This is a genomic window from Aestuariispira insulae (genome assembly GCF_003385955.1).
GTDB classification, from domain to species: domain Bacteria; phylum Pseudomonadota; class Alphaproteobacteria; order UBA8366; family Aestuariispiraceae; genus Aestuariispira; species Aestuariispira insulae.
In genome coordinates, this window is record NZ_QRDW01000003.1 from 45,312 (window position 1) to 71,343 (window position 26,032).

28 protein-coding genes and 1 tRNA gene are annotated in these 26,032 nt (G+C 57.5%); 11 read left to right on the top strand and 18 right to left on the bottom strand.

What is annotated here, in order from left to right:
• Window positions 1–81 precede the first annotated feature (81 nt).
• Window positions 82–1,215: a cell division protein ZapE gene (gene zapE, locus DFP90_RS09060; RefSeq protein WP_115936156.1), complete on the bottom strand. Its 1,134-nt coding sequence runs from the start codon at window positions 1,213–1,215 to the stop codon at window positions 82–84.
• A 97-nt stretch (window positions 1,216–1,312) separates the two neighbouring features.
• Window positions 1,313–1,984, bottom strand: coding sequence for an outer membrane protein (locus DFP90_RS09065; protein ID WP_115936157.1), 672 nt, complete (start codon window positions 1,982–1,984; stop codon window positions 1,313–1,315).
• Window positions 1,985–2,153: 169 nt separating this feature from the next.
• Between DFP90_RS09065 and DFP90_RS09070 the strand changes: the two genes are divergently transcribed.
• On the top strand, window positions 2,154–3,518 hold the full coding sequence (locus tag DFP90_RS09070; RefSeq protein ID WP_181905271.1) for a flavin monoamine oxidase family protein: 1,365 nt from the start codon (window positions 2,154–2,156) through the stop codon (window positions 3,516–3,518).
• 17 nt (window positions 3,519–3,535) lie between these two features.
• On the opposite strand, the gene DFP90_RS09075 is transcribed toward DFP90_RS09070, so the two are convergent.
• Together DFP90_RS09075 and DFP90_RS09080 are read right to left on the bottom strand one after the other, a co-directional pair.
• On the bottom strand, window positions 3,536–3,838 hold the full coding sequence (locus tag DFP90_RS09075; protein WP_115936159.1) for a hypothetical protein: 303 nt from the start codon (window positions 3,836–3,838) through the stop codon (window positions 3,536–3,538).
• A 12-nt stretch (window positions 3,839–3,850) separates the two neighbouring features.
• Entirely contained in the window at window positions 3,851–4,804 is a 954-nt protein-coding gene (locus tag DFP90_RS09080; RefSeq protein ID WP_115936160.1) for an acetyl-CoA carboxylase carboxyltransferase subunit alpha, read from the bottom strand.
• Between the two features lie 446 nt (window positions 4,805–5,250).
• On the opposite strand from DFP90_RS09080, the gene acs reads away from it, so the two are divergent.
• A complete protein-coding gene (gene acs, locus DFP90_RS09085) occupies window positions 5,251–7,191 on the top strand; it encodes an acetate--CoA ligase (protein ID WP_115936161.1) in 1,941 nt (646 codons plus the stop codon).
• A gap of 98 nt (window positions 7,192–7,289) precedes the next feature.
• Here the strand turns inward: acs and DFP90_RS09090 are convergent, their stop codons facing one another.
• Complete coding sequence (locus tag DFP90_RS09090; protein ID WP_245957013.1) at window positions 7,290–8,066, bottom strand: class I SAM-dependent methyltransferase; 777 nt, start codon at window positions 8,064–8,066, stop codon at window positions 7,290–7,292.
• A gap of 130 nt (window positions 8,067–8,196) precedes the next feature.
• Between DFP90_RS09090 and gloB the strand changes: the two genes are divergently transcribed.
• Genes gloB through DFP90_RS09110 form a run of 4 tightly spaced genes read left to right on the top strand, consistent with a single transcriptional unit; the run spans window position 8,197 to window position 10,695 of the window.
• Window positions 8,197–8,961 (top strand): hydroxyacylglutathione hydrolase, encoded by a 765-nt coding sequence (gloB, locus tag DFP90_RS09095; protein WP_115936162.1) that lies wholly within the window; start codon window positions 8,197–8,199, stop codon window positions 8,959–8,961.
• A 23-nt stretch (window positions 8,962–8,984) separates the two neighbouring features.
• A complete protein-coding gene (locus DFP90_RS09100; RefSeq protein WP_115936163.1) occupies window positions 8,985–9,593 on the top strand; it encodes a glutathione S-transferase family protein in 609 nt (202 codons plus the stop codon).
• A 5-nt stretch (window positions 9,594–9,598) separates the two neighbouring features.
• On the top strand, window positions 9,599–10,039 hold the full coding sequence (locus DFP90_RS09105) for a cupin domain-containing protein (protein ID WP_115936164.1): 441 nt from the start codon (window positions 9,599–9,601) through the stop codon (window positions 10,037–10,039).
• Window positions 10,039–10,695, top strand: a complete 657-nt coding sequence (locus DFP90_RS09110) for a ferredoxin (protein WP_115936165.1) — start codon at window positions 10,039–10,041, stop codon at window positions 10,693–10,695. The genes DFP90_RS09105 and DFP90_RS09110 overlap by 1 nt, the downstream gene beginning before the upstream one ends.
• Here DFP90_RS09110 and DFP90_RS09115 read toward each other — a convergent pair whose 3' ends face one another.
• The 3 genes from DFP90_RS09115 to DFP90_RS09125 are packed head-to-tail and all read right to left on the bottom strand — an operon-like array spanning window position 10,696 to window position 12,349.
• Window positions 10,696–10,968 (bottom strand): BolA family protein, encoded by a 273-nt coding sequence (locus DFP90_RS09115; protein WP_115936166.1) that lies wholly within the window; start codon window positions 10,966–10,968, stop codon window positions 10,696–10,698.
• A 56-nt stretch (window positions 10,969–11,024) separates the two neighbouring features.
• A complete protein-coding gene (locus DFP90_RS09120; protein ID WP_115936167.1) occupies window positions 11,025–11,621 on the bottom strand; it encodes a uracil-DNA glycosylase family protein in 597 nt (198 codons plus the stop codon).
• Window positions 11,621–12,349: an NAD-dependent deacylase gene (locus DFP90_RS09125; protein ID WP_115936168.1), complete on the bottom strand. Its 729-nt coding sequence runs from the start codon at window positions 12,347–12,349 to the stop codon at window positions 11,621–11,623. Before DFP90_RS09125 ends, DFP90_RS09120 begins: the two co-directional genes overlap by 1 nt.
• Before the next feature lie 105 nt (window positions 12,350–12,454).
• Between DFP90_RS09125 and DFP90_RS09130 the strand changes: the two genes are divergently transcribed.
• The 3 genes from DFP90_RS09130 to DFP90_RS09140 all read left to right on the top strand — a co-directional run bounded on the left by DFP90_RS09130 (window position 12,455) and on the right by DFP90_RS09140 (window position 14,424).
• Window positions 12,455–12,928: a low molecular weight protein-tyrosine-phosphatase gene (locus tag DFP90_RS09130; protein WP_115936169.1), complete on the top strand. Its 474-nt coding sequence runs from the start codon at window positions 12,455–12,457 to the stop codon at window positions 12,926–12,928.
• Window positions 12,929–12,979: 51 nt separating this feature from the next.
• Window positions 12,980–13,786 carry a fructosamine kinase family protein gene (locus DFP90_RS09135; RefSeq protein ID WP_181905272.1) on the top strand — a complete coding sequence of 269 codons (807 nt, stop codon included), beginning with the start codon at window positions 12,980–12,982 and terminating at the stop codon, window positions 13,784–13,786.
• 203 nt (window positions 13,787–13,989) lie between these two features.
• The gene (locus DFP90_RS09140) at window positions 13,990–14,424 is read left to right on the top strand and encodes a CBS domain-containing protein (RefSeq protein WP_115936171.1); all 435 of its coding nucleotides are present in this window, start codon (window positions 13,990–13,992) and stop codon (window positions 14,422–14,424) included.
• Window positions 14,425–14,483: 59 nt separating this feature from the next.
• On the opposite strand, the gene DFP90_RS09145 is transcribed toward DFP90_RS09140, so the two are convergent.
• The 9 genes from DFP90_RS09145 to gpmI all read right to left on the bottom strand — a co-directional run bounded on the left by DFP90_RS09145 (window position 14,484) and on the right by gpmI (window position 24,297).
• A complete protein-coding gene (locus DFP90_RS09145) occupies window positions 14,484–15,230 on the bottom strand; it encodes a substrate-binding periplasmic protein (RefSeq protein ID WP_181905273.1) in 747 nt (248 codons plus the stop codon).
• A gap of 110 nt (window positions 15,231–15,340) precedes the next feature.
• Window positions 15,341–15,414 (bottom strand) — tRNA-Gln (locus tag DFP90_RS09150).
• A 101-nt stretch (window positions 15,415–15,515) separates the two neighbouring features.
• Complete coding sequence (locus DFP90_RS09155) at window positions 15,516–16,382, bottom strand: 4-(cytidine 5'-diphospho)-2-C-methyl-D-erythritol kinase (RefSeq protein WP_115936173.1); 867 nt, start codon at window positions 16,380–16,382, stop codon at window positions 15,516–15,518.
• Window positions 16,383–16,390: 8 nt separating this feature from the next.
• On the bottom strand, window positions 16,391–18,103 hold the full coding sequence (locus DFP90_RS09160) for a tetratricopeptide repeat protein (protein ID WP_181905274.1): 1,713 nt from the start codon (window positions 18,101–18,103) through the stop codon (window positions 16,391–16,393).
• A gap of 65 nt (window positions 18,104–18,168) precedes the next feature.
• Window positions 18,169–18,672 carry an RNA pyrophosphohydrolase gene (locus tag DFP90_RS09165; protein WP_115936175.1) on the bottom strand — a complete coding sequence of 168 codons (504 nt, stop codon included), beginning with the start codon at window positions 18,670–18,672 and terminating at the stop codon, window positions 18,169–18,171.
• A 55-nt stretch (window positions 18,673–18,727) separates the two neighbouring features.
• Window positions 18,728–20,137, bottom strand: a complete 1,410-nt coding sequence (locus tag DFP90_RS09170) for a divergent polysaccharide deacetylase family protein (RefSeq protein WP_115936176.1) — start codon at window positions 20,135–20,137, stop codon at window positions 18,728–18,730.
• Window positions 20,138–20,216: 79 nt separating this feature from the next.
• Window positions 20,217–21,506 (bottom strand): S41 family peptidase, encoded by a 1,290-nt coding sequence (locus DFP90_RS09175; RefSeq protein ID WP_218044629.1) that lies wholly within the window; start codon window positions 21,504–21,506, stop codon window positions 20,217–20,219.
• Window positions 21,503–22,723 (bottom strand): murein hydrolase activator EnvC family protein, encoded by a 1,221-nt coding sequence (locus DFP90_RS09180; RefSeq protein ID WP_147300982.1) that lies wholly within the window; start codon window positions 22,721–22,723, stop codon window positions 21,503–21,505. The genes DFP90_RS09175 and DFP90_RS09180 overlap by 4 nt, the downstream gene beginning before the upstream one ends.
• A gap of 14 nt (window positions 22,724–22,737) precedes the next feature.
• Complete coding sequence (gpmI, locus tag DFP90_RS09185; protein WP_115936495.1) at window positions 22,738–24,297, bottom strand: 2,3-bisphosphoglycerate-independent phosphoglycerate mutase; 1,560 nt, start codon at window positions 24,295–24,297, stop codon at window positions 22,738–22,740.
• 291 nt (window positions 24,298–24,588) lie between these two features.
• Here gpmI and DFP90_RS09190 point away from each other — a divergent pair, with 291 nt between their 5' ends.
• Together DFP90_RS09190 and DFP90_RS09195 are read left to right on the top strand one after the other, a co-directional pair.
• Complete coding sequence (locus DFP90_RS09190; RefSeq protein ID WP_245957014.1) at window positions 24,589–25,209, top strand: gamma-glutamylcyclotransferase; 621 nt, start codon at window positions 24,589–24,591, stop codon at window positions 25,207–25,209.
• Between the two features lie 4 nt (window positions 25,210–25,213).
• Window positions 25,214–25,825, top strand: coding sequence for an HD domain-containing protein (locus tag DFP90_RS09195; RefSeq protein WP_115936178.1), 612 nt, complete (start codon window positions 25,214–25,216; stop codon window positions 25,823–25,825).
• On the opposite strand, the gene DFP90_RS09200 is transcribed toward DFP90_RS09195, so the two are convergent.
• Complete coding sequence (locus DFP90_RS09200) at window positions 25,819–26,031, bottom strand: hypothetical protein (RefSeq protein ID WP_115936179.1); 213 nt, start codon at window positions 26,029–26,031, stop codon at window positions 25,819–25,821. The two genes, DFP90_RS09195 and DFP90_RS09200, sit on opposite strands and share 7 nt — an antisense overlap.
• Window position 26,032 lies beyond the last annotated feature (1 nt).

The window sequence follows — 26,032 nt, forward strand, 5'->3', positions numbered from 1 at the left end:
TGATAACCTCACCGAACCGCCCGGTCAACAAGGATATTACATTGAGCTGTGTTTTTCCCCGGCCCAGGCTGCGAAACAGGTTCAATCACCACCGAGATGGGGCAATTCCCGATATTCCCGAGACTGCATCTCCATCAACCGGGAAACCGTGCGTTCAAATTCGAATGCATGCGTGCCTTGTGCATAAAGCTCATGCGGTTTGGTTTCCGCCGCCAGGATCAGCTTGCATTTATGCTCGTAGAGCGCATCCACCAGTGTCATCAAGCGCTTAGCCTCATTGCGCCGGGCCTCCGAGAGTTTCGGCACCCGGTCCAGGATCAGCGTATGAAACCGTTCCGATATCCGAATGAAGTCCTCGGCACCCAAGGGCCGTTCGCAGAGTTCTTTGAATTCAGAAAACAACACGCCACGCGCGGTACGGTCAAATTGCAGGGTTTTTCCTTTGACTTCCATCGTGACCGCCTCAACCTGCGCGCCCTCGGTCAGATCATGGAAATCCTTTTCAAGCGCCTTGGTGGCCGCCGGCCCCAAAGGGGCATGATAGGCCTTCATCGCCTGCAAGCGCATCAAACGATAATCAGTATCGGAATCCAGATGCAGAACATCCATTTTTTGTTTTAGTATCGAAATGAATGGTAAAAACCGCGCGCGCTGCAGACCGTCTTTATAGAGATCATCCGGAGGCCAATTGGAAGTGGCCACCACCACAACGCCCAAATCAAACAAAGTCTCGAACAATCGCGCCAAAATCATCGCATCAGCGATATCGGTTACATGAAATTCATCAAAGCAGAGAAGCCAGGCTTGTTCCGCTATGTCCCGTGCGATACGGGGTAGTGGATCAGATTCCTTATCCTTCCGTTCTTTCTGATCTTTTCTCCATTCATGAATTTCTTCATGTATTTCGATCATAAATTCGTGGAAATGCACACGGCGTTTGCGCTCAACCGGGGCTGTTTCAAAAAACAGATCCATCAGCATGGATTTGCCGCGGCCAACGCCGCCATACATATATAGCCCCTGCGGTGGCATCGTCTTGCGGCGGGCAAGCCCCAGGCGCGCCTTCCAACCGGACTGGCCACTGTCCGGCCGATAACCACCGACAGCATGATGCAGGCTCTGAAGCTTTTCCGCAGCCAACTCCTGGATCGGATCCGGACGCAGCGTACCTTCGGATTTTAAGGCGCGATAGGTAAATAAGGGGCCATCAGTCATATCATTTCCCGGTCAATGAAGGCTGAAATCATCCGATTTCCCGCCTTCCAAAGCAGGTTTCCCGCCCTGGCCCGGCTCTTATAGCATCAAGTCAGGCTTAGAAACGATAATCGACCGTCAAAAGAGCGTCATGTGAATGATAATCGGCCTTGATCTGATCACCGGACATATTCCCCGTATCCACCTCACCAAGATTGATATAGCGATAGGCCAGGTCCACATCCCAATGCTCGGCAAAACGCCAGGTCACCCCTGCCATAACGCCCAATGCCAGATCATCATTGTCATTTTCAAACGTCTGGGGCGCACTGCCGCTGACTTCGCGCTCCACATCAGAATGATTGCGCGACCAGCCAAATGTGCCGCCGATATAAGGGGTAAAGTTGGTATCGTTACGAATTTCAAACGCGACATTGATCAGGGCCGACGTGGTGGCGAGATTATTTTCAAAACCGGTGGCCGGAGATTGCAGATCGCGCAGATCCAAATCCATGCGGAAACGGTGGCTGAGTTCCAACTCCGTGCGGATCGGCGCATTCTCGAAACGGTAGCCGAAGATACCGCCAATGCCCGCAACCGGATCTTCCGTATTGCGCTCTTCCAAGGTGCCGTTCAGGCCGGAAGTGGTGAAATTGTCGTTGACACCAAAGGCACCAATACCGCGCAAACCGACGTAAAACCCACCCTCATTAGCAAAGGCAGATGTATTAACCAATACCGCCGCAGCAAGCAAACCAATCGCGCCAACAAGGCCGGTTACGGATTTCATACTCTATATTCCCCGACGTTTTCCCCTAAACGAACCGATTTATCGCCTATATTCCGAGACTTGTCGAGTATTTAGAGTTGCAAAAGCCCTTTTTGGGGCCCGTCTACGCACTGCCCGGAACCTGTGGTACACTTTGCCCGTAACAGGCAAGACAGTTGGGATAATGCTGATGCATGTGTTTTCGCCGATTTCAAGGCGAACCTTCCTGGGTGGTTTTTCGGCCTGGGCATTCAGTCCGGCCTATGTCTCTGCATCAGGGCTATCAGACTGTGTCATTGTTGGGGCGGGCATCGCAGGCATCTCTGCGGCGCAAGCGCTTCGCAGGGCAAACCGATCCGTCATCATCCTGGAGGCTAGAGATCGAATTGGCGGACGGGCCTATACGGAAAGCAAAACCTTTGGCGTCCCCTATGACCATGGTTGTGCCTGGTTACACTCCGCTGACCAGAACCCCCTGACCAAAATGATTGAGGAACAGCCGGGCTTTACTATCGTGGACGAAGGCAGCCGGGATCTATGGCTCTATCTTGACGGCCGGGAGGCTTCGGAGGATGACTATTCGGTCTTGGAAGAGGCTCACGAAAACCTGCTGCGCAGAATTGACCGGGCAGTCGACCGCGCAGAGACAATCAGTGACTTTGAGGACCGGTCGATCCGGGACCTTTCCCCGCCGAAAGGCCGGATCGACCGCATCGCACATACATTGGTCGGCCCCTTGGAAGCGGGAGAAGAAACCAAACGGATCTCCGCACTGGACGTCTACCGCCAAATCGGTACAGGCGTGGAATGGATGGTGCCGCAGGGAATGGCCGCCGGTATCCTCCAGGCCCTGGGGCCGGTCGCGGCCCAACTCAACACCATTGTCCGCAGGATCGATTGGCAGAGGCCGGAAATATTGGTGGAAACCAATATGGGCCGTCTACGCACACGCTCTGTGATTGTAACCGTTCCGACCTCATTGCTGGCGGAAGAAACGATCGAATTCATACCCCACCTGCCAGACTGGAAACGACAGGCGGCGGAAAATCTGCCCATGGGGCTCCTTGATAAGATCACGTTACAATTCAAACCAGCCTTCCGGTCGCTGGCAGAAGAGGCCGAGACCACCGGCCTATTGATCCAGGAGAATAACAACAGTCAGACCTGGAGCCATATTCTGCGGCCATTTGGCCATGACATGACCATCGGTTTTCTAGGGGGCGACACCGCCCGCAGCCTTTCTGGCGAACCGGACGCAGACCGGATCACCATCGAATTAGCGCTTGAAAACCTTACCTCCCTTTTTGGAAGCGACATCAGAACCTTGTTCGTCAAAGGCCACTATACCAATTGGCTTCAGGATCCCTGGGCTCGCGGGGCCTATTCCAATGCTCCGCCAGGACAGGCCAATGCCCGGAAAATGATGGCGCGCCCGGTCGCAGAGCGATTGTTCTTTGCCGGCGAAGCAACGGTTACCGATTGGTCCACCCAGGCACCGGGGGCCTATCTGTCCGGTCGGCGGGCTGCCCGCGAAGTGATAGAGATGCTTAATTAGCGCCGGATAGCCGTGGCTTAGAAAGCCGGCGGCAAACCCGGACAGTCGCGGTCCAGATGAACCAGATCAATCGGCACACCGACCAGACAGCGGGTCATCGTGGCGGGTTTCCCACAGATACAGACTTTCTCACCAAGCGTATATCCGTTCATATCCGCGAAAAAACTGTATATATCGCCCTTACCCGTCCGGATCGTCTGGCAAATTTGACCCTGATCGGTCAGGACACCAATTTGGCAATCCTCCGGAGCTGGCTTGGAAAAAGGTGACTGACATGCGCCCAGCGCCAGGCCCAGCAGAATTGCCACACCCAGCCGCATAGCACCGCTCCCTCAGTGATCGTCGCGGCCGATGGCCAGGAATTTCTCCCGGCGACGGGCACGCCGGGCGCCGCCATCCATATTCATGACTTTTTCAAGCTCCGCTTCCAGGGCTTCGCCCATGGACTGGATCGCCGCCGCCGGATCGCGATGCGCTCCGCCCAACGGCTCCGGCACGATCCCGTCGATGATCTTATGTTCGAGCAGGTCCTGTGCCGTCAGACGCAGCGCCTCGGCTGCGGCCTGGGCATGTTCGGCGCTGCGCCACAGGATTGAGGCACAACCTTCCGGGGAAATGACCGAATAAATGGCATGTTCCAGCATCAGGACACTGTCACCGGTCGCCAATGCGATTGCGCCACCGGAACCACCTTCACCAATGATGGCGGAGATCAACGGCACCTTGATATCCAGGCATTTCTCCGTGGAGCGCGCGATGGCTTCCGCCTGGCCGCGCTCTTCCGCGCCAACCCCGGGATAGGCACCGGCCGTATCAACCAGCGTGATCACCGGCAGGTTGAACCGGTCGGCCAATTCCATCAGGCGGATCGCCTTGCGATAGCCTTCCGGGCGTGCGGAACCAAAATTATGCTTCAGCCTCGATTGGGTATCATGGCCTTTTTCATGGCCGATCACCACACAGCTATGGCCACGGAAGCGGCCCATGCCGCCCAGGATCGCGCAATCTTCCGCGAAGCCCCGGTCACCGGCCAACGGCGTGAAATCCTCGATCAACCCATGCACATAATCGACAAAATGCGGCCGGTCCGGATGGCGTGCCACCTTGACCTTCTGCCAGGGCGTCAATTTGGTATAGGTTTGCCGCAACAATTTTTCGGCTTTGGTTTGAAGCTTGCCGATCTCATCGGCGATGTTGACCTCGCCGTCATCGGCCAGATGCCGAAGCTCTTCGATCTTGCCTTCCAGATCTGCGATGGGCTGCTCAAAATCCAGGAAATTCCGCATAAACCAATTCCAGTGCCGCCAAGACGGGCGTTGTCAGTTAAGAGAGGTAGTTGATCAGAACGCGCACCGGTATCACAGCCGGGCGCAAATGAAAAGACACCCCCGGTCCATAAAAGGCGGAAAAGGCTAAGGCGGGTCTTTCTAACCAGGCATGCCGGCTACAGGACCGGGTGGATAATTTCCCCACCTCCATCCGGGCAAGACACCATTTGCACGCAATCGGGGACAAAGGGTCGGATTTTCCGGCCCTTTGCTTTTTTTGAGAAAAAACACAGCGTCATTCGCGCAAAAAAAGACCATGATCCTGTTGAAGAATAACGGGTTTGGCCGCATTATACCGCAAAGCAAACAACTAGGTGGAGAACAGGGGCCACCCGGTATCTCCCCCAAGCGCAGCAATTTGCGCATCGATAACAATAAACAGACAATGAATTAGGGCCAGATCCATGTTTGATGCACATGACTTCAGCGTACCGGAAGAATGGGCGAAGCGCGCCCATGCGGATAATGACAAATATCTGGAGATGTACCAGCACTCCATCAACGACCCGGAAGGCTTTTGGGGCGAGCATGGCAAGCGGGTGGACTGGATCAAACCCTACAGCCAGGTCAAGGATGTCTCCTATGATGCCAAGGACCTGCATATCAAATGGTTCCATGACGGCACCCTGAACGTTTCCGCCAACTGCCTGGACCGGCATCTGGAAAAACGCGGCGACCAGGTGGCCATCATCTGGGAGGGGGACGAACCGACCGACGATAAATCCGTCACCTATCGCGAATTGCATGCAGAAGTGTGCAAATTTGCCAATGTGATGAAATCGCGCGGCATCAAGAAGGGCGACCGGGTCACCATCTACATGCCGATGATCGTCGAGGCCGCGGTTGCCATGCTCGCCTGCGCGCGCATCGGCGCGGTTCATTCCGTTGTCTTTGGTGGTTTTTCCCCCGACGCCCTGGCCGGACGCATCCAGGATTGTGAATCAAACGCTGTCATCACCGCCGACGAAGGGGTCCGCGGCGCCAAGAAAATTCCCTTGAAAGCCAATACGGACAAGGCGCTGGAAAGCTGCCCCGACTGCACCACCTGCTTCGTGATCAAACGCACCGGCGGCGACATTGGCTGGGTCGAGGGCCGCGATCTCTGGTATCACGAAGAGATGGCCAAGGCTTCCGCCGACTGCCCGCCCGAGGAAATGAGCGCCGAAGACCCGCTGTTCATCCTCTATACCTCCGGCTCCACCGGCAAGCCCAAGGGGGTTTTGCACACTTCCGGCGGCTATCTGGTCTATGCCTCCATGACCCATCAATATGTCTTTGATTATCATGATGGTGATATCTATTGGTGCACAGCGGATGTGGGCTGGATCACCGGCCACAGCTACATCCTCTACGGGCCGCTGGCCAATGGCGCAACCACCCTCATGTTCGAGGGCGTGCCCAACTATCCGGACAGCTCACGCTTCTGGCAGGTCTGTGACAAGCATCAGGTCAATATCTTCTATACCGCACCGACCGCGATCCGTGCACTCATGCGCGAGGGCAACGGCCCGGTCGAAAAAACCAGCCGCAAGAGCCTGCGCCTGCTGGGTACGGTGGGCGAACCAATCAACCCGGAAGCCTGGATGTGGTATCACGAGGTTGTCGGCGATACCCGCTGCCCGATCGTGGATACCTGGTGGCAGACTGAGACCGGCGGCATCCTGATCACCCCGCTGCCCGGCGCCACCAAACTGAAACCGGGATCGGCCACCCGGCCTTTCTTCGGGGTCAAACCGATGATGGTCGATCATGACGGCAAGGAACTGGACGGGGCCTGCGAGGGCAACCTTTGTATCGCCGACAGCTGGCCAGGCCAGATGCGATCGGTCTATGGCGACCATGAGCGCTTCATCCAGACCTATTTCTCCACCTATCCAGGCCGATATTTCACCGGCGATGGCGCCAAACGCGATGCCGATGGCTATTACTGGATCACCGGCCGTGTCGATGATGTTCTAAATGTGTCCGGCCATCGCATGGGCACGGCGGAAGTGGAAAGCGCGCTTGTCCATCATGATGCGGTCTCGGAAGCTGCCGTTGTTGGCTATCCGCATGATATCAAGGGGCAGGGGATCTATGTCTATGTGACCCTGACCAAAGGATTTGAACCGTCCGATGATCTGCGCAAGGAGTTGGTCCAGTGGGTGCGCAAGGAAATCGGCCCGATCGCCAGCCCGGACCTGCTGCAATGGGCACCGGGCCTACCGAAAACCCGTTCAGGCAAAATCATGCGCCGGATTTTGCGCAAGATTGCAGAAAATGACTATGCCAACCTGGGCGACACATCGACACTGGCGGACCCCAGTGTGGTGGATGACCTGATCGAAAACCGGATGAATCGGTAATAGCAGCGTTCTGGATTGCCGGGTCATACCCGGCAATGACGACGAGATCCATTAGACGTCATCCCCGGGCTTAGACCCGGGGATCTTTTTTGGAAACCTCAGTCTTCGGACATGGCGCGTGTTGCGCCGATCGCGCCCGGCACCACCACAAGACGCGGCTTGCTGACCCGACGGACCGGATTGGCGGAATAGATCTGTTTAGTCGCCTCCACCAGCAGCACCCCGCCAAGCCGCGGGAACCATTTTTTGCCGGCCCGTTCCCAGACCGGGGCCGAATGCAGCATAAAGCCCAAGTTCGACGGCGGCACATACAGGGTCCGGGTGACCTGCTGCGGGTCAAACTGGGTTTCGCGCAGCAACCGGTGAACCTGGCCCACCGTATAGGGTTTGCCCATGCCAAAGGGCGTGACATCGCGCCTGGACCAGAAACCGCGCCGGGCCGGCACCACCACCAGCATGCGCCCATTGGGGGCCAGCACGCGCCAGGCCTCGCGCATCATCTGGCGCAGATATTCCGCCGTTTCCAACGCATGCACCACCAGCAGACGATCAACCGAATAATCCGGAAAGGGCAGGGCCGCCTCATCCGCCAATGTCACCCGGTTCATCTTGCCACGCGGCCAATGGGTCACGCCTTGATGGGCCGGCATAACCGCCAAGGTCCGGTCCGCCTCGCCTTCAAACTGTTTCAGATAGGGGGTCGCATAGCCGAGGCCCACCACCACATCACCATCCACCTTTGGCCAATGTTCCCGGATGGCATTACGCACGAAATGCCGCGCCACCCGGCCCAGCCGGGAGCGGTAGAAACTGTTTAAGTCAATGACATCGATCCACATGGCGGTTAGTGTGATCGCCAGATAGTTTCTTGGCAAGCGAAAGGCTGCGCCTGGTTCCTGATGATGGATGAAATGCGCACGCCAGGTCACTAAATATATTGACGATGCCGCCCAAACGGGCATGCATCGGAAAATGGATTTACGACTCGGATCTTGAGGGCAAACCATGCTGGAAATCAGGCAAATCCCCGTGCTGGAGGACAATTATGTCTATCTGGTCCATGAACCGGTTGAGAAACTGACCGCCGTGGTTGATCCCGCCGTGACAGATGAAGTTATGTCTGCGGCCGCCTCAGCAGGCTGGACCATCACCCATATCCTTAATACCCATCATCATTTCGATCATGTGGGCGGCAATGAGGAAATACGGGACAAAACAGGCTGTACCATCGTCGGCCCCAGGGCCGACCGGGATCGGATTCCCGGCATTGAGATTGAGTTGGGCGACGGCGACCTCTTCCAATTCGGTGCAGCAACCGCACGGGTGTTTGATGTGCCAGGCCATACAAAAGGGCATATCGCCTATTGGTTTGAAGCGGACAAAGCCTTGTTTTGCGGGGATACGCTTTTTGCGCTGGGCTGTGGCCGCATGTTCGAAGGCACGCCCGGACAATTTTGGCCAAGCCTGAAGAAACTGCGTGACCTGCCGGACGAAACCCGCGTCTTCTGCGCCCATGAATATACCCAGGCCAATGCCCGTTTCGCGCTCAGCATCGATCCCGATAATGTGGAGCTGACCATGCGATCCAAAGAGATTGACGCCCTGCGCGCCCACGGTATCCCCACCGTGCCGTCGGTCCTGGCCGCCGAAAAAGCCACCAACCCCTTCCTGCGGGCCGACCAGCCGGAGATTGCCGCCCAGCTTGGCATGGAAGGCCGCGACCCTATTGATATCTTCGCCGAAATCCGGCATCGCAAAGATAATTTCTAAGCCCCTGACAGGATTGATTTTCCATGAAGCTTTATTACAGCCCCGCCTCTCCCTATGCCCGGAAATGCCTGGCCATCGCCCATGAAACCGGCCTGATCGAGCGGATCGAGGTGATTTCCACCAACCCGTTTGACGATGAGGCATTCCGCAAGACCAACCCTTTGGGCAAGGTTCCAGCCCTGATCACCGGGGATGGACCGGCATTGTTCGATTCCCCCGTCATTTGCGATTATCTGGACAGCCTGCATACCGGCCGCATGATGGTGCCCGAACGCGGTACCGAACGCTATCGGGTACTGCGCCAGCATGCCATTGCCCAGGGCATCACCGACGCCGCTCTGCTCTTGCGCCAGCAATGGATGCGTAACCAGAAACTGGACACCCCTTTGCCAGATGATTGGTGGCACCAGCGCCAGTTTGGCACGGTCTATGCCGGCATGGATCAGCTGGAACAGGAAGTCAAACAGCTGGGTGATACCGCCAATCTCGGCACCATTGCCGTTGCCTGTGCCCTGGAATATTGGGATTTCCGTTTTGCCGATCATCCCTGGCGCGAGGCCCGGCCGAAACTGGCCGCATGGCTTGAAGCCTTTTCCCAGCGGCCCGCCATGCAGGCAACCAGGCCGGAGTGATGGGAATGGACGCCAAAACCGATCCACAGGCCATCATTGACCTTTTGAACCTGCAGCCACATCCGGAAGGCGGTTGGTTTGCCGAAACCTATCGAGAAAGCGGTAAAGACGGCGGACGGGGCGCATCCACCGCGATTTATTACCTGTTGCGCGCGGGAGAAAGCTCCCATTGGCACCGGGTCCGGGATGCTGATGAAATCTGGCATTGGTATGCCGGCGGGCCGTTGAAACTGGGCCGGTCCGATGACGGAGCTGAATTGGAGGAGGTCATCCTAGGCCCCGACCTGATGGCGGGCCAGCGGCCCCAGGCGGTGATCCCCGCCAATGCCTGGCAGGCCGCGGAACCAATGGGTGACTGGGTCCTTGTCGGCTGCACCGTGGCCCCGGCCTTCGAATTCTCCGCCTTTGAAATGGCCCCGGACGGATGGGCACCGGGCAAGACATAATGTTAGACCGGCTTTCCCGCTGGCTGGCACCGCATGGGCTGATCCTGCGTGGTGCTTTTCACGCCGCCCCAGAAGATGGCCTTCCAGGATCGGTCCGCACTTTGGTGTTGATCGGCACTGCGGGTTCGGCCATGTGGCAGCCCTTCGACGAGGTGCGCACCCCGCATACACATGCACTGGATATCTGGACCCGGGAATTGATTGAAAAACTAGCGGACGAGGTCGGGGCGCAAGTTTTTTTCCCCTTCGGCGGGCCGCCCTATCATCCGTTTCAGCGCTGGGCCGGCAGGGCAGAGCCGGGGCTTGAGCCTTCCCCCGTGATGATTTCCTGCCATCCTGACTATGGTCTGTGGCATGCCTACCGCGGGGCGCTGGCCTTCAAGGAGAAGCTGTCGCTCAGTACACCGCCAACGATCAGCAGCCCCTGTGTAGGCTGCGCGGATAAACCCTGCCTGACCGCCTGCCCGGTCCAGGCCTTTGACGGCAAAAGCTATGACGTTGCGGCCTGTTCGGACCATATCCGGTCAGATGCCGGGCAGGATTGCCGGGATCGGGGCTGCCTGGCGCGCCGCGCCTGCGCCGTAGGCCAGGACCATGCCTACGCGCCCGACCATGCCCGGTTTCACATGGATGCCTTCATCAAGGCACGAAGGTGATCAGTCCGCTTCTGCCGGGGTCAGGGTTTTCATGGCCAGTGCATGGACCGGGCCGGCCAATTCTTCCTTGAGCAGGCCATAGACCAGCTGCTGGCGCGCGACCCGGCTCAGCCCTTCAAACTTTTCCGACACCACCCGGACAGAAAAATGGGAATCCCCTGTGCCCGGCGACCCCGCATGCCCGGCATGCAGATGGGAATCGTTTTCCACCTCAAGGCTGACCGGCGCAAGGCCGTCCTGCAATTTGGCGATGATGGCGTCCTGGGTGCTCACGGGGCTGCTCCTTGATGAATTTACTGTGCTGAAAATGGGGAGGAAAGCTCGGACCGTCAAGCTTCCGCCAAGACTGAATGAACCCTGCCCCGCAAATCCGGCAGGACATCCTCGTCGAACCAGGGGTTTTTCTTGAGCCAGGCCGTGGTGCGCCAGCTGGGATGGGGCAGGGGCCAAAAGCCATCTTCCAGATAGTGCCGATAATCCCGCACGGTTTCCGTCATAGTCTTCCGCATAGTTCTGCCCAGATAATATTTCTGCGCGTAGGACCCGACCAGCAGGGTCAATTTGATACCGTTAAGGTGGGCCCGCAGCCGGTCATGCCAGAGCGGCGCGCATTCGGGCCGCGGCGGCATATCGCCGCCTTTCGGGTTGCGGCCGGGATAGCAAAATCCCATGGGCATAATGGCGATCCTGGCCGGATCATAAAAACGGTCCCGGTCCAATTGCAGCCAGTCGCGCAACCGGTTGCCGCTGGGGTCGTTCCAGGGGATACCCGTTTCGTGGACCTTGGTACCCGGCGCCTGGCCGATGATCAGCAAGCGTGACGTCGGCGCCATCCGCACCACAGGGCGGGGCCCCAACGGCAGATCTGCTGCGCAATGGCGGCAATTTTCAACCTCACATAACAGGGTTTCCAAAGCACCTGCCATCAGGTCAGCGTTCCCAAAAGTTCATCGACAAATTGCGGCACCAGCATGCTGGCCGGGCCATAACGACGTTCCGTGAACAAACTCGCGCCCTCCGACGGCTCCAGGTTGATTTCAACCGTGTCCGCCAGGCCCTGATCCCGGACCAGGGCGGCAAAGCCCGCCGCCGGATAAACCGCGCCCGATGTGCCGATCGAGACAAACAGGCCGCAGCGGCTCAAATGTTCCAGGATCCTGTCCATCGCGTAAGGGATTTCACCGAACCAGACCACATCCGGCCTCAACCCGCCCTTATACCCGCAAAAGGGGCATAGGATCCCAATGCCCAGATCTTCTTTCCAACCGGTGCCCTCACCACATAATTCGCAGCGAATTTTCATCAATTCCCCATGCATATGGATCAGGTTGCGGCTGCCCGCCCGTTCATGCAGATCATCCACATTCTGGGTGACCAACAGCACCTCGCCAGGCCAGCCCTGTTCCAGCCTGGCCAGCGCCTCATGGGCACCATTGGGCCGGATGTCCGGTTCCTGCAACCCGCGTCGGCGGTGATTGTAAAACTCATGCACCCTGTCAGGATTCCTCTGGAAGGCTTCTGGTGTTGCCACCTCCTCCAGATCCACTTTGGCCCAGACCCCGTCAGGATCGCGGAACGTGGAGAGCCCCGATTCCTTGGAAATACCTGCCCCGGTCAGAATGACCAATAGCGCATTATGATCCGGCATTTTCATTTCGTTATCATCATCTTTCGGGGATCTGTTACCGGTTTTCCCGGACCGGCCCCTATGCTACCAGTGGTGCATCCGTCCTTTCAAACCCCGGGGAGAATTAAAAAAATGATCCGGATCCTTTTTGTCTGTACCGGGAATATCTGCCGATCACCCACGGGAGAGGGGGTTTTCCGCCATTTGCTTGCCGAAGCCGGCCTCTCAGACCGGATTGAGACGGATTCCTGCGGTATGGGTGCCTGGCATGTGGGCGAGGCCCCGGATCCGCGCACCGTGAAGGCGGCCCGGGCCCGGGGCATTGATCTTTCCGATTTGCGTGCGCGCAAGATCCGCGCGGCCGACTTTCATGATTTCGATTATCTGCTGGCCATGGACCGGGGCCATTACGATGAAATGGTGGCGCAGGCCCCCGTCGGCACAGAGGCTAAGATCCGGATGTTCCTGGAACCGGTCGCAAAGGGCAGCGCAAACGCCGATGTACCGGACCCCTATTATGGCGGGGCGGATGGGTTTGAGCTGGTATTGGATCTGATCGACGAGGCAAGCCGGGCCTGGATCGATCAATTGAAACAGGTCCGGTAATCTATGCATCCGGGCCATCGGCAAAGGATTGAACAAGCCTGCGCCAGGGGCATGGCCAGGGCGGATTTTCTGCCCGGCGGCTGTGTCGGCGAGGTCTGGAAAATCACTTTTGACGATGGCAGCCATGCGGTTGCCAAGACGGCGGCCGGTGACAGCACCCTTGATATCGAAGCCTATATGTTGCGCTACCTGGCAGATCATTCCGATCTGCCGGTCCCGGGTGTGATCGAAGGGGCCAAAGACCTTCTGGTGATCGATTATGTTGAAAATTCCAGCGGCATGGGGCCATCGGCCCAGGAACATGCCGCAGACCTGCTGGCGGCCTTACATCAGGTGACCGCCCCCCGTTATGGCCATGAACGCGATACCTTGATCGGGCCGCTGCGCCAGCCCAATCCCTGGACCGAGCGCTGGCACGATTTCTACCGGGAACAGCGCCTATTCTATATGGGCCGTGAAGCGCTTGAAACCGGCGGCATCGGCATGGAAACCTATGAGAGGATCGAGCGACTGGGAGCCAGGCTGGCGGAGTTTCTGCCCGAAGGCCGCCCGGCCAGCCTGCTGCATGGCGATTGCTGGGGCGGCAACGTCCTGACCCGGGGCAATCGGATCGCCGCCTTTATCGATCCCGCCATTTATCATGGGGATGCCGAGGAAGAGCTCGCCTATACCACACTCTTCAATACTTTCGGGCCGCGTTTCTTTGACCGCTATCGCGAGCATAATCCGCTGGAACCAGGCTTTTTTGAAACAAGGGTGCCGCTTTATACGCTCTATTCCCTACTGGTGCATGCCAGGCTGTTTGGCGGCGGCTATGGTACGCAGGCCGATACAATCCTGCGCCGTTATGTGGGATAACTTGCCTAGCGGGGCCTCGAAAAAATAGACAAACGCCCAAAGATTTGAGAAGCTTAAGCAATACCGGGCGCTTCGGCACCGGCCCGTCGCCCGGGGGAAACGGGTGCTTGGGCGCAACTCCCATACGGCTGACGGCATCAGGGGATGCCTGCCAGACGACCCGTCTCCGTCGAAACATGGTTTCTAGCGAAAGGGGTATCTCCATGCGGGTAGCGTCTCTTCTTACCACCAAGGGTTCGGACATTATTTCGCTTCGCGATGACGCGACCATCAATGACGCGGTGAAGCTGTTGTGCGAGCGGAAGATCGGCGCAACCATTGTCCTTGGCCCCGAAGGAAAATTGGCGGGTATCCTATCGGAACGCGATATCATCCGCGGCATGGGGGTTTCCGGCGGGGCCGGGATCGGCGACAAGCCGGTTTCCAGCCTGATGACCACGTCCGTCGAATGCTGTCATCCGGATGATACGGTGGACAGCATCATGCAGCGCATGACCATGGGCCGGTTCCGGCATATGCCGGTCATGGAAGAGGGCAAGCTGGTCGGGGTGATTTCCATCGGTGACGTGGTTAAAAACCGGATTTCCGATCTGGAACTGGAAGCCAACGCCATGCGCGATTACATCGCCGGTGCCTGAGACCTTTCGATCCCCAGGTCATTTCGATCATCGGGCCATTTCGATTCCTTAGGCTGATTTCAGCCGCCAATCGCCACCGGCGCCGGAAAATTCAGGCTTTCCTGGCAATAGGGACATAATGCCCCCAGGCTACCATCCTGGATCATCGCCTTAAGCGCCTGTATCAGGCCCGGTATCAGATTCGCGTGTTTTTTATGCAGGCAAAGGTAAACCGGCACCCGTTCCAACGGCGGCTGATGAATGACTAACCCGGTGATACCGGCCTTTTCCATGGTGGCCCGCGCAATGGCAAAATCCGAGAGCGCCACATCGACCCGGCCCCTCTGTAACATTTCCAAAAGAGAAAGGGGATTTGGCACCCGGATCGCCTCCTCGAGACCGTGATCTGAGAGCGTATAGGCCTGCTCGCCCAGCCAATAACCCACCGTCCGTCCCTTGAGATCGCGCCAATGCCGGATCGCCGGATAGGCTTCCCGCGTGACCGCCATCCGGGTCGCATTGGCGATGGCTTCCGGTACATAAACCAGGTTCGGATAAGCGTCGATCACCCTTATTGCCCGCAGATAATGGCCATCCCGCTGTCCCGCATCGGTGAGCGCGATGCCACGTTTCGGCGGCAGGATCTCAATTTCCACCGCGCGCCCGATCCTCCGGAAGGCTTCAACCACGACCTGGTCCAGCATACCGCTGCCATCCTTGGCGGTCAGCTCCGCCGGCAGGCCGGAATTAACCTGCAAGGGCGGTTCCGCCAGACCGGCGGCGGTAAAAAAAACTGAAAAAACCCAGGAAAGGAAAAGCGTCCTCATACCATCCTGTCTCATCATTGCCCCTTAGGTTTCGAAGTGTCCCATGGTGGCCTTAAGGATTGGTGAAGGAAAAAGAAAAACGGGCCTGCATGAACAGACCCGTTTTGCTTTGGCTGGGGCGGCTGGATTCGAACCAACGATCACGGGATCAAAACCCGATGCCTTACCGCTTGGCTACGCCCCACCATGCGGTGCGGCGCACTTTATGAAAAAACATCTGAAAGCTCAAGCACCGATTTCATTGTTTTTTACGCTTTTATGATGGTCGGCCCGACAGCCGTTCTTTCAGCGGATATTTGAGGCCTGCAGCCAAAGGTCCGGCCACGCATTTCCAAGGCTTTCCGCCGCTTTTTCCGCCGCTGCCTGATCTTCGTAGAGCGCAAAACAGGTGGCCCCGCTGCCCGACATGCGCGCAAGCAAGCAATGATCGGTGCGGCCAAGGGCCACCAACAGGTCTCCAACCTCCGGCACAAGAGACACTGCCGGCTCCGACAGATCATTGTTCCGTGTGGAAAGCGCGTTGATAAAATCCGTCCTGGTGGCAAGTTCCCCCGGGGTCAATCGGGCATTGTCGGAAAAGCTGCTGGTGCGGGCCTTAAATACCGCCGGGGTCGAGAGGCCAATCCCGGGATTGGCCAATAAAATACCCAGTTTCGGTATATCAGGGGCTGCGGTCAGATCCTCGCCAATCCCGCCCATATAGGCCGATCGGCTTTCCAGGCATACCGGCACATCGGCGCCTAATGCCAAGGCGAGTGCTTCCAGCCTGCCCTGCTCCAGGGTCAACTCCCACAAGCGCATCAGTGTTTTGAGCACCGCGGCGGCATCCGCCGATCCGCCGCCGACACCGGCGGCGACCGGAATGAATTTTTCCAGATGAATCGCGGCGCCCGCAGTGACACCGGCTGCCTGTTGCAGGGCGCGGGCCGCCCGCAGCACCAGATTATCCCCGCCATTCGGGATGGCCGCTGCAAAAGGCCCGCCCACCGACAGGGTTAGATCCGGTGCAGGGGAAACCGTGACCCGATCCCCGAATTCTGTGAAGACCACCAGGGAATCCAACAGGTGATACCCGTCGTCACGACGGCCGGTCACATGCAGATAAAGATTGACCTTGGCCGGAGCGACCGCCGTCACGCGTTCTTGTTTCATCGGATGTTTCAGCCGCCGTTCGACAGACCATATTCCAGTTTGCGTGCGACCTCGTCCGCGCTGACTTCTTCATTGCCTTCAAGGTCGAGGCCCAAAACACGTTCCCACTGGAAGCGGGCTTCCCGATAGCGGCCCACCTTCCAATAAGCATCGCCCAGATGATCATTGATCACCGGTTCCATGGGTTCCTGGAAAACCGCGCGCTCCAGTTCTTCGACAGCATCCTCATAGCGGCCAAGGCGGTAATAGGCCCAGCCCAGGCTGTCGATGATATAGCCGGTGCGGCGCAGTTCCACCGCCCGGTGCAGCATGCCCAGTGCCTTGTCGAGATTGATATTCTGATCAACCCAGCTATAGCCGAGATAATTCAACACATCCGGCTGATCGGGGCTGAGTTTGAGCGCATGCAGGAAATCCTGTTCCGCATCATTCCAGCGATCCAGGCTGGAGAGGGCGATACCGCGCCGATGGTAATAGTTCCAATGGCCGGGCTGATCGGTCTTCAACCGGTCCACCAGGCGATCCAAAGCCGAAAGCATCAAATCATATTTCGCTTCGGAATGGTGGATCCGGCTCAGCGCATCCAGCGGCCCCAATTGTCCGGGGCGTTCCAAAGCCATCTCTTCCAGATCATCAATCGCATCGATTTTTTCGCCCATATTAAAACGGCTGAGCGCGGTTTGGATCCGGGACTGCCATTGCCGGTAATCCGTTTCCGGAACCCGTTCATACATGGCGATGGCCTGGGCATAATGGCCGCTATTGTCGAGCAACTGGCCAACGGTGAGTATGCCATTGACCTGCGTCGGATCCAAGCTTACCGCAAGCCGGGCCAGATCCATCTTCACGGCCCAGTCATTATGGCCCTGCGCGATCAACAAAGTGCCTTCGGCCACTGCCTGCAACGGGGTTTCCGTCAGCGGCTCCAGGTTTTTGTCCCGCATCAGGCGGGCCATGTCATCTTCCAGTTCCACCGCATTCGGATTACGCGCCAGCATATCACTTAAAAGGCTGCGTGCCTCGTCAAAGCGATCCTGGCGCAGATAGGTTCGGACCAAGGCACGCTGGGTACCGGAATAGAGGGTCATGGGGTCGGTGGCCCCGCCCAAATAGGCTTTTTCCGCGGCAGCCCAATCGCCGTAATATTCGTGGAGCTTGCCTTCCATGATATCGGCAATCGGCTTTGCGACAGAACGAAGACGGCTCAACGCCTCAAAGGATTCTTCGCGTTTATCCTGCACCGCCATCAGCCAAGCATTGGCCATCGGCAGGATCACATGGCTCAACGGATCCCGCTGGGCTTTGGTCAAAAGCTGGTCGGCTAGCGCATATTCGCCTTCCTTCAGCGCTTCCAACCCCAAAAACAAGGGTGCAAGACCTGTCGTACGGCCAGTCTCCGCCACAAGAATAGCCGCCAGTTCACGGGCCCTGTCCAGGTTGCCCGCCCGCCAGTTGCTTTGAAAGGCCAATAGCGAAATTTGCGCGTTATCGGGGCTCTCGCGCAGGGCAGCATCCAAGTAGACGCTTGCGGTTGCATAATCAGAAGAACGCAACGCATGAAGGCCGGAAAGATAATTGCCATAGGGATTATCAGCCAGCTCCGGCTCCGCGGAGAGCCCGTTGCCCGAAACGGCCAGGCATCCGCTGAGCAACCCCGCTGTCAGCAGGGATCGCATCAAGGTCCGAAATCGAGGCCTGTTGGAAAAGACTGTCACGGGCATCACCATTCCTGATTTTTTTGATCTTGTTTCTACCGGGCGTATCCTGCCAGCCTATCCTCGGCTGTTCAACTGCCGCCTTGCCGATCGATAATTTCACGGATATGCGGGGCAAATTCCCGCACCACCTGGTCGTAGGTATCGCGCTTGAATGGCACAATCTGCCGGCTCAGTTCCATTAAGGGGGTCCATTGCCATTCGGAGAATTCCGGATGATGGGCATCCAGGCGCACATCGCCATCCTCACCTTCAAACAACAGCAGGAACCATTTTTGGGTCTGGCCCCGATACCGGCCCTTCCAGATCTTGCGGGACAGCTCTCGCGGCAAATCATAGGAAAGCCAGTTTTCGGATTCAGCAAGAATGCGGGCCTTGTCCGTGCCAATCTCTTCCGCCAGTTCCCGCAAAGCCGCCTCAGCCGGTGTCTCACCCTCATCAATACCGCCCTGCGGCATCTGCCAATGATCACCGGGAGTATCAATCCGGTTGCCGACGAAAACATCGCCAGCCCGGTTGATCAGCATCAGCCCGACACAGGGCCGATAAGGCCGGTTATCCGTATCCGCACTCATCCGTCAGTCCTGCTCCCTCAAAACAATAATGTCCGCCGCCATGAATCTAATCGCCTCAGCTGCCGCCCGCGGTTTTTTCAAGGCCGGACGCCAACACCGCGGACAGGGGGATCAACGCAATCCCTTTTTCCGCCAGGTCCCGGCTCCAGCTTTCCAACCGATCAATACCATTTGGATGATTGTAGGCAAGTCCAATGGCATAGCCCTGTGTCTTTGCCCGGGATTCCAAGCGCGCAAGATTGGTCAAAAGCTGACCGGTCCCAGATGGTCCGTCCAGCACGATATCCACGCTCAGTGAAGGCACCTCCATTTCACCGGACAATTCCGGTACGATGCTGACCACTGCTTCAGATGTCTCGAGATACATCAGGCCGCGTCGCTGCAATTCCGCAAAGACCGGACGCAGGATGTCCTTGCTGGAATTGAATTTCGAACCGAGGAAATTCACCATCCCGATGTAGCCGGTGGCCCGGCTCATGATCCAATGTAGTTTTTCGACATTTTCCTCACCGTCAAGCGAAGTCATCAAGGCATAGGGACCTGGATCGCTCATCGGAAAATCATGGGGTTCCATCGGCAGGGTCAACAGCACCTCGTGGCCTGCTCCGCGCGCTTTATCAATCCACTCACTGATTTTCCGGGAATAGGGCGCAAAGGCCAGCGTCATGGCCCCCGGTAATTCTATCGCTTTGTCGGTCACCTGATCGGAGAGGCCCAGATTGGTCACAACAATCGCTATACGTGGCCGTGTTTCCAACGGATTAAAGGGTCTGGAATAAACCCGCCAGGGCAGCCGGCCGTCCACCGCGATCATCGGCAATGGTCCCACATCGGACTCTTCCACAAGGTTGGGATCCGGATGAGGAATGAGCGCACCGCCATAGGGATCTTCCCCGCTCCCTGTTCCTGGCGGGACTTCCTGCGGTTGTTCAACAGCTGCGGTGTTTGTGCCATCCCCCGTTTCGGTCCCCGCCCTATTGTCAGTTTCCTCGGCAGGCTTATCCGCATCGGACAGTTGTTCACCCGATCCAGCCGTATCCTCTGCCATTTGCGGATCCGTCTCTTCCCCATCAGCCTCATTTCGCCCTGGCATCAGGGCAAGCAGGGGGTTTTCCGCTTCGGCGGGGGCCGATTGATCATCCCCATCGGACGCCTCAACCCGGCGGGTTTCCCGGATGGTTATCGGTTCCAGGGCAATCATCGGCCGCTTGGCCCGCATTTCGGCCGCAATTTCATCTTCGTGGGAAGTGAGATAGATGGCCGTACCGGCAACACCGCCCACCAGGATCAGATAGGCAATGCCCACCGACATCCATGGAAAAATCTTCTGGAACCGGGTTTTTTCCAGGTAATCCAGATCATCTTCATCCGCCGCATCCGCGCCATCCTTCCCTTTAAGGAAGGACAGGTTGACCTTGGGTATCTTGGCTTTCAGATCCAGCGCAAACCGTTCCCCGTCGGACATCCGACGACGTTATTCGTTACCGATACGGGATGTGCATGGTTTTCCACGCACATCCCCTTGAAGTTTACAGTTTATCTGTTCAACGGGTATCCGTCATCCCGCTATAAAGAGAAATGGCCTTGATCAGATCCACCGCCCGGGAAAGCTGATAGTCAGCCGGTGTGGTTTCACCGGTTTCAGCTTCAGCCTCTTCGGTATTTTCCGCAGGGGCATTTTCACTATCCAGTGCGCCGCGCAGATCTGCTTCGGAACGGAAATTGTTATTCAGGACTTCCAGACGCGCCTGCTCAACAACAATATCCGGCTGAATGCCTTTCGCCTGAATGGAGCGACCATTGGGCGTATAATAACGCTGAGTGGTCAGCTTGATCGCATCGGTACGGTTCAGCGGCAAGATGGTCTGGACCGATCCTTTGCCGAATGTATCGGTGCCAACCAGAATTGCCCGGCGATGATCCTGCAACGCACCTGCCACAATTTCAGAGGCACTGGCGGACCCGCCATTAATCAGGATCACCACAGGCAGACCTTTGGCGGAATCGCCTTTGCTGGCTCGGAAATCCTGGGCATTCTGACGGTCGCGGCCGCGGGTCGAGACAATCAACCCCTGTTCCAGGAACGTATCTGAGACCGAAATGGCCTGATCCAACAGGCCGCCCGGATTGTTTCGGAGATCCAGCACATAGCCCGCCAAGCCGTTCTCGGTTTCTTCGTTCAGGCGCTTGATCGCCTGGTCTAGGCCGGGCTGGGTCTGTTCGTTGAAGCGCGAAATCCGGATATAACCGACATTGCCGTCTTCAACCCGATAGCGCACAGAACGGATCTTGATCTTGTCACGGGTGATGGTGACGTCAAACGGATCAACCCCCTCGCGGGCGATCGTCAGTTTGATATCTTCGCCCACCAGGCCACGCATCCGCTCGACCGCCTGGTCCAGGCTCAACCCCTGCACGGATTCACCATCAAGATGCGTGATATAATCGCCCGCCTTGATGCCCGCCCGATAGGCCGGCGTTTCATCAATCGGCGACACCACCTTGACCCAGCCGTTTTCCATGGTGACTTCGATGCCCAGGCCGCCAAATTCGCCCTTGGTATCGGTCCTGAGATCCTCATATTCCTTCGCGGAGAAATAGCTGGAATGTGGGTCAAGTGAACTGAGCATGCCCTGAATGGCAGCTTCAATCAGTTCTTTCTCACTGACATCTTCCACATAGTCTTCCCGGACCTTCTCAAAGGCTTTGGAGAAAAGCTCCAGGGATTTGTATGTTTCTTGATCATCTGCATTGGCAACGGTGAAACCGCTGGCCACACCAACGCCGAACATCACGCCAAAACCCAGGGCCATCGCCCGCCGATTTATGATCATCCGTGCACCTTGATATTTCCGGCCGTAAACCAATTGAGCGGATTCACGGGTCGGCCTTCACGCCGCAATTCCACATAAAGCTCTGGACTTCCGCCGGCGGATGGCGTGCCCATGGCTCCGACGGGCTCCCCCGCGATCAACCATTGGCCTGTCACCACATCAACATGCTCAAATCCAGCTAATACAGTATGATATCCACCAGGATGTTCAATAATCAAAATGAGTCCGTGATCACGAAAAGGCCCGGAAAAGACAATTTGACCATCATGGGGCGCTACAATCTGGGCCTTTGCCCGGGTTCGCACCGTGACTCCTTTTGCCGTTTGACCATAGCCCAGATCCTGCCCATAACGCTGAACCACCCGACCGACCACCGGTGATTTGACGGGTCCCTTGCTTGGGAAGGTGCGCACGACATCCGGCCTCACCAGCCGGATATCCTGTTCTGGCTCTGGGTCAGGACCTCCTGCCGCTTCCGGTTTAGGTTTCGGTCGCGCCTTGTTCAACTTTGAGATCAAATCCTTCAGGGATTTTGCCTTAGAGACCAGATCAGCAATCTTTTTCTGGCTTTTTTCCTGTTTCTTCTGGGCGCTGTCCGCCAGTTTGGTTTTTTGCGCCAGCAGGGAGGCCATCCGGGCCCGTTCCAAGGCCAGGGTATCTTCCGCCTGCTTCAGCTGGCCCAACTTATCGGTAATATCATGTTCAACCGCAGTCAGCGCATCCAGCTCTTCGCGCAGGATATCCGCCCGGTTCCGCAGGGCCGGCACGGCAGCCTGCAACAGCATGGCACTTCGGACCGCCTGCTCCGGATCGCCCGGATAGAGGAAAAACACCCGTTCCGGCGAAACCGGCATGCGGCTGAGCGCGCCCAATGTACTGCTCAGCTGGGCCCGCTGGGCCTTCAGGCCGGATCGTCTTTGCGCCCGTTCATCCCGCAATTCGATCAACTGTAATTCCAATGTCGAGACCAGGGATTCCCGTTCCTGCATCTGCCGGGCCACCGAAACAGTCTCTTCGCGCAGGCGGCGCACTTCCCGGGCCAATTCACGGGCCTTAGCCTCCAGGGCACGCTGGCGCTTTTTCTCACTGGCCAGGCGCTCCTGAACCGTGTCGAGTTTTTTAGAGGCATCTTGCGCCGCCAGGGGACCCGCCCACAGCAGCAGTCCGGCCATAAGACCGGCAGATAAGACATGAACGACAATGCCTCGCTTATACAAGACCCTGTTGTCTCCTATTCCGCCGCCGATTGCTGGGCCTGTGCCACCAGGCTTTCCCCCGTCATCTCGGCAGGTTTTTCCAACCCCATCAGATCAAGCAAAGTGGGTGCCACATCGGCCAGACGCCCGGATCGAAGAGACATACCCTCCAGGCCGGTTCCCACCAACAGCAGCGGCACCGGGTTAAGCGTGTGCGCCGTATGGGCCTGCCCGGTTTCCAGATTGATCATCTGTTCGGCATTGCCATGATCCGCCGTTACCAGCATGGCCCCGCCGGCCTTTTCCAAGGCATCCGCCAGGCGGCCAAGACAACCGTCCACCGCTTCAACCGCCTTGATCGCCGCTTCCAGATTACCGGTATGGCCGACCATATCCGTATTGGCGAAATTCACCACGATCAGGGCAAAAGCATCACTTTCAATTGCCGCAACCAACTTATCCGTCACTTCGGGCGCGGACATTTCGGGCTGCAGGTCATAGGTTGCAACCTTGGGCGAGGGCACCAAAATGCGTTCTTCACCGTCAAAGACCGCTTCCTCGCCGCCATTGAAGAAGAATGTCACATGAGCATATTTTTCCGTTTCGGCGATCCGAAGCTGTTTCAGCCCCTTGGCCGAAACGACCGCGCCAAGGGTGTTTTCCAACTGTTCCGCCGGGAACAGGGTTTCAAGGAAAGCGTTATGAGCACTGGAATATTCCACCATGCCAAGCGTGGCGGCAAATTCAATGTCAGCTTGCTCAAACCCATCAAACGCCGGATCCAGCAACGCGCTTAAAATCTCCCGGGCCCGGTCGGCGCGGAAGTTTGCCATGATCACGCCATCACCCGCCTTCATGCCGTCATATCCGTCCAAAACCACCGGCAGGACAAATTCATCGTTCTTGCCGTCGGCATAGGATGCTTCCACCGCGGCAACAGGATCACCGGCCGCCAGCCCCTCGGCCTGAACCATTGCCCGGTAGGCCCCTTCGACCCGGTCCCAGTTCTTGTCCCGATCCATGGCATAATAGCGGCCGCTCAAGGTGGCAATCTCCGCGTTCGGCGCGGCTTCCATGAAGGTATTTAGATAAGGAATGGCACTTTTCGGTGCGGTGTCACGACCGTCAAGGATGGCATGCACCTTCACCGGAACACCCGCCTCGATCAGCAGATTGGCCAGTTTTGCCATATGATCCTGATGGGAATGCACCCCGCCCGGAGATAGCAGCCCCAGCAGATGGGCCGCCCCGCCGGTCGCTTTCAATTTGGTGACAAAAGCCGCCATATTCGGATTATCCGCGACCACGCCACGCTCAAAGGCATCATCGATGCGGGGCAAATCCTGCAGAACAACGCGTCCGGCCCCCAAATTCATATGACCCACCTCGGAATTGCCCATCTGCCCCTTGGGCAGGCCGACAAAGGTTTCAGAGGCCTGCAACTGCGCCTTGGGACAATGAGCGGCCAGACGGTCCCAATTAGGGGTATTGGCCAGCGCCACCGCATTATTGTGCCTATCCTGTCGGTCACCCCAACCATCCAGAATGCACAGCATAACAGGGCGGGGGGCGGCGGAGATGTTCTTTTCGGTCATGACGGCGTCGAACTCTTCTGCAATGAAAGGAAGCAGGCGCTTGATATTATATAACTTTTCCCACCCTTTTCCATGCAGGATACCATCATGGGATCGATCCGGCAGGCCAGGGGCGGAATTCACGCCTTATATAGGACAGTATCCCCGCAAAGACCAGAGGATGTCCCCACCCGGACGGGCAGTTTTCTTCACTTTTCCGTAGAGCCTGCGCAAACCTCCCGCGGGTAGTCTTGCACCAGCCGAATGCCTGCCTAGAATATGGATCAGTATCTCAATGCCGTCAGGAAAGTCATGCATCCCACAACCGACCCGCCCAACGCCTATCCGAAACTGGACGAAGCCGTGCGCGCGCACATGAAGCGTGAATTGCTTGCCACCCTGCCGACCGACCGGGATATCTGGGTTTTCGGCTATGGGTCCCTGATGTGGAACCCGGGTTTCGATCATACGGAAGCCTGCCCTGCCTTCCTGCCCGGTTGGAAAAGATCCTTTTGCGTTTATTCGCACCGCTATCGCGGCACACCGGAAATCCCCGGGCTGGTCCTCGGCCTGGACCGGGGCGGCGAATGCCACGGCATGGCCTTCCGGGTGACACCGGACCAATCCCAAACCGCCATGGACTATCTGTGGGAGCGCGAGATGGTAACCGGCGTTTATGAGCCGATGGAAGTCACCGCCGAGATCAATGGCAAAAACCAGGTCTGTCACACATTCGTGGTCGATCGCGCCCATCCGCAATATGCCGGCGACCTGCCGCAGGACGAATGCCTGGACTTGATCGCCAAGGCCCATGGCAGCGCCGGGCCCAACACAGAATATCTCATGAATACGGTGGCCCGCCTCGACGCCCTGGGGATCGAGGATGATGCCCTGCACAGCCTCGTGCGCCTTCTTGAGAAAAGCGGAGGGTAGAGCCATGATCTTGGGTCCGCGATTTGACCGGGCCCTGGCTCTGGCCCATGACCTGCACCGCGATCAGACCCGCAAAGGCGGGAACATCCCCTATATCAGCCATCTGCTGGCGGTTTGCGGCCTGGTTCTGGAAGATGGCGGCACCGAGGATGAAGCCATCGCCGCCCTTTTGCATGACGCGGTCGAGGATCAGGGCGGGCAGGAAACATTGGACCGGATCCGGGATCTTTTCGGGGATCACGTCGCCGGGATCGTTCTGGAATGCACCGACAAGATCGAGCGCCGCCCGGCAGATGACAGCCCAAAGGGATGGCGTCGGCGCAAAGAAGCCGATCTGGCAAAAATCGCCAGCCTTTCCCAAGGGGCGCTTCGTGTTAAAACCGCGGACAGGCTACACAATCTCAGAAGCCTGATTACTGATTATCATATCGATGGCGAAATGTTATGGCGACGGTTTAACGGCGGCCGGGCAGGGACCTTGTGGTTTAACCGCGCTAGCGCGGAAGCCCTGATGACAACACGTCCTGACAACATCTTATGTCAGGAATTAATAAGGGCCTGTAATAGTCTGGAAAATTTATTGAAATTTGATCTGGAAACAGACAGTTCTCAGTGAACCCCATCCATTTTCTGCTGACGGGTTTGTGCGAGTTCCAGCATATCAATGCCTTCGCGTTTTTCGTTCTGACGCCGCCCGTATTTTTCCCATTCAATCTCTATGGCGGACAAAAGCAACGAGGCAATATCTTCTTTTTTTTGGCTGCAGGCCATCAGATGCGCCTCAGCAAGAGCATCAATCATCCGGTAATACATGCTGCCCATT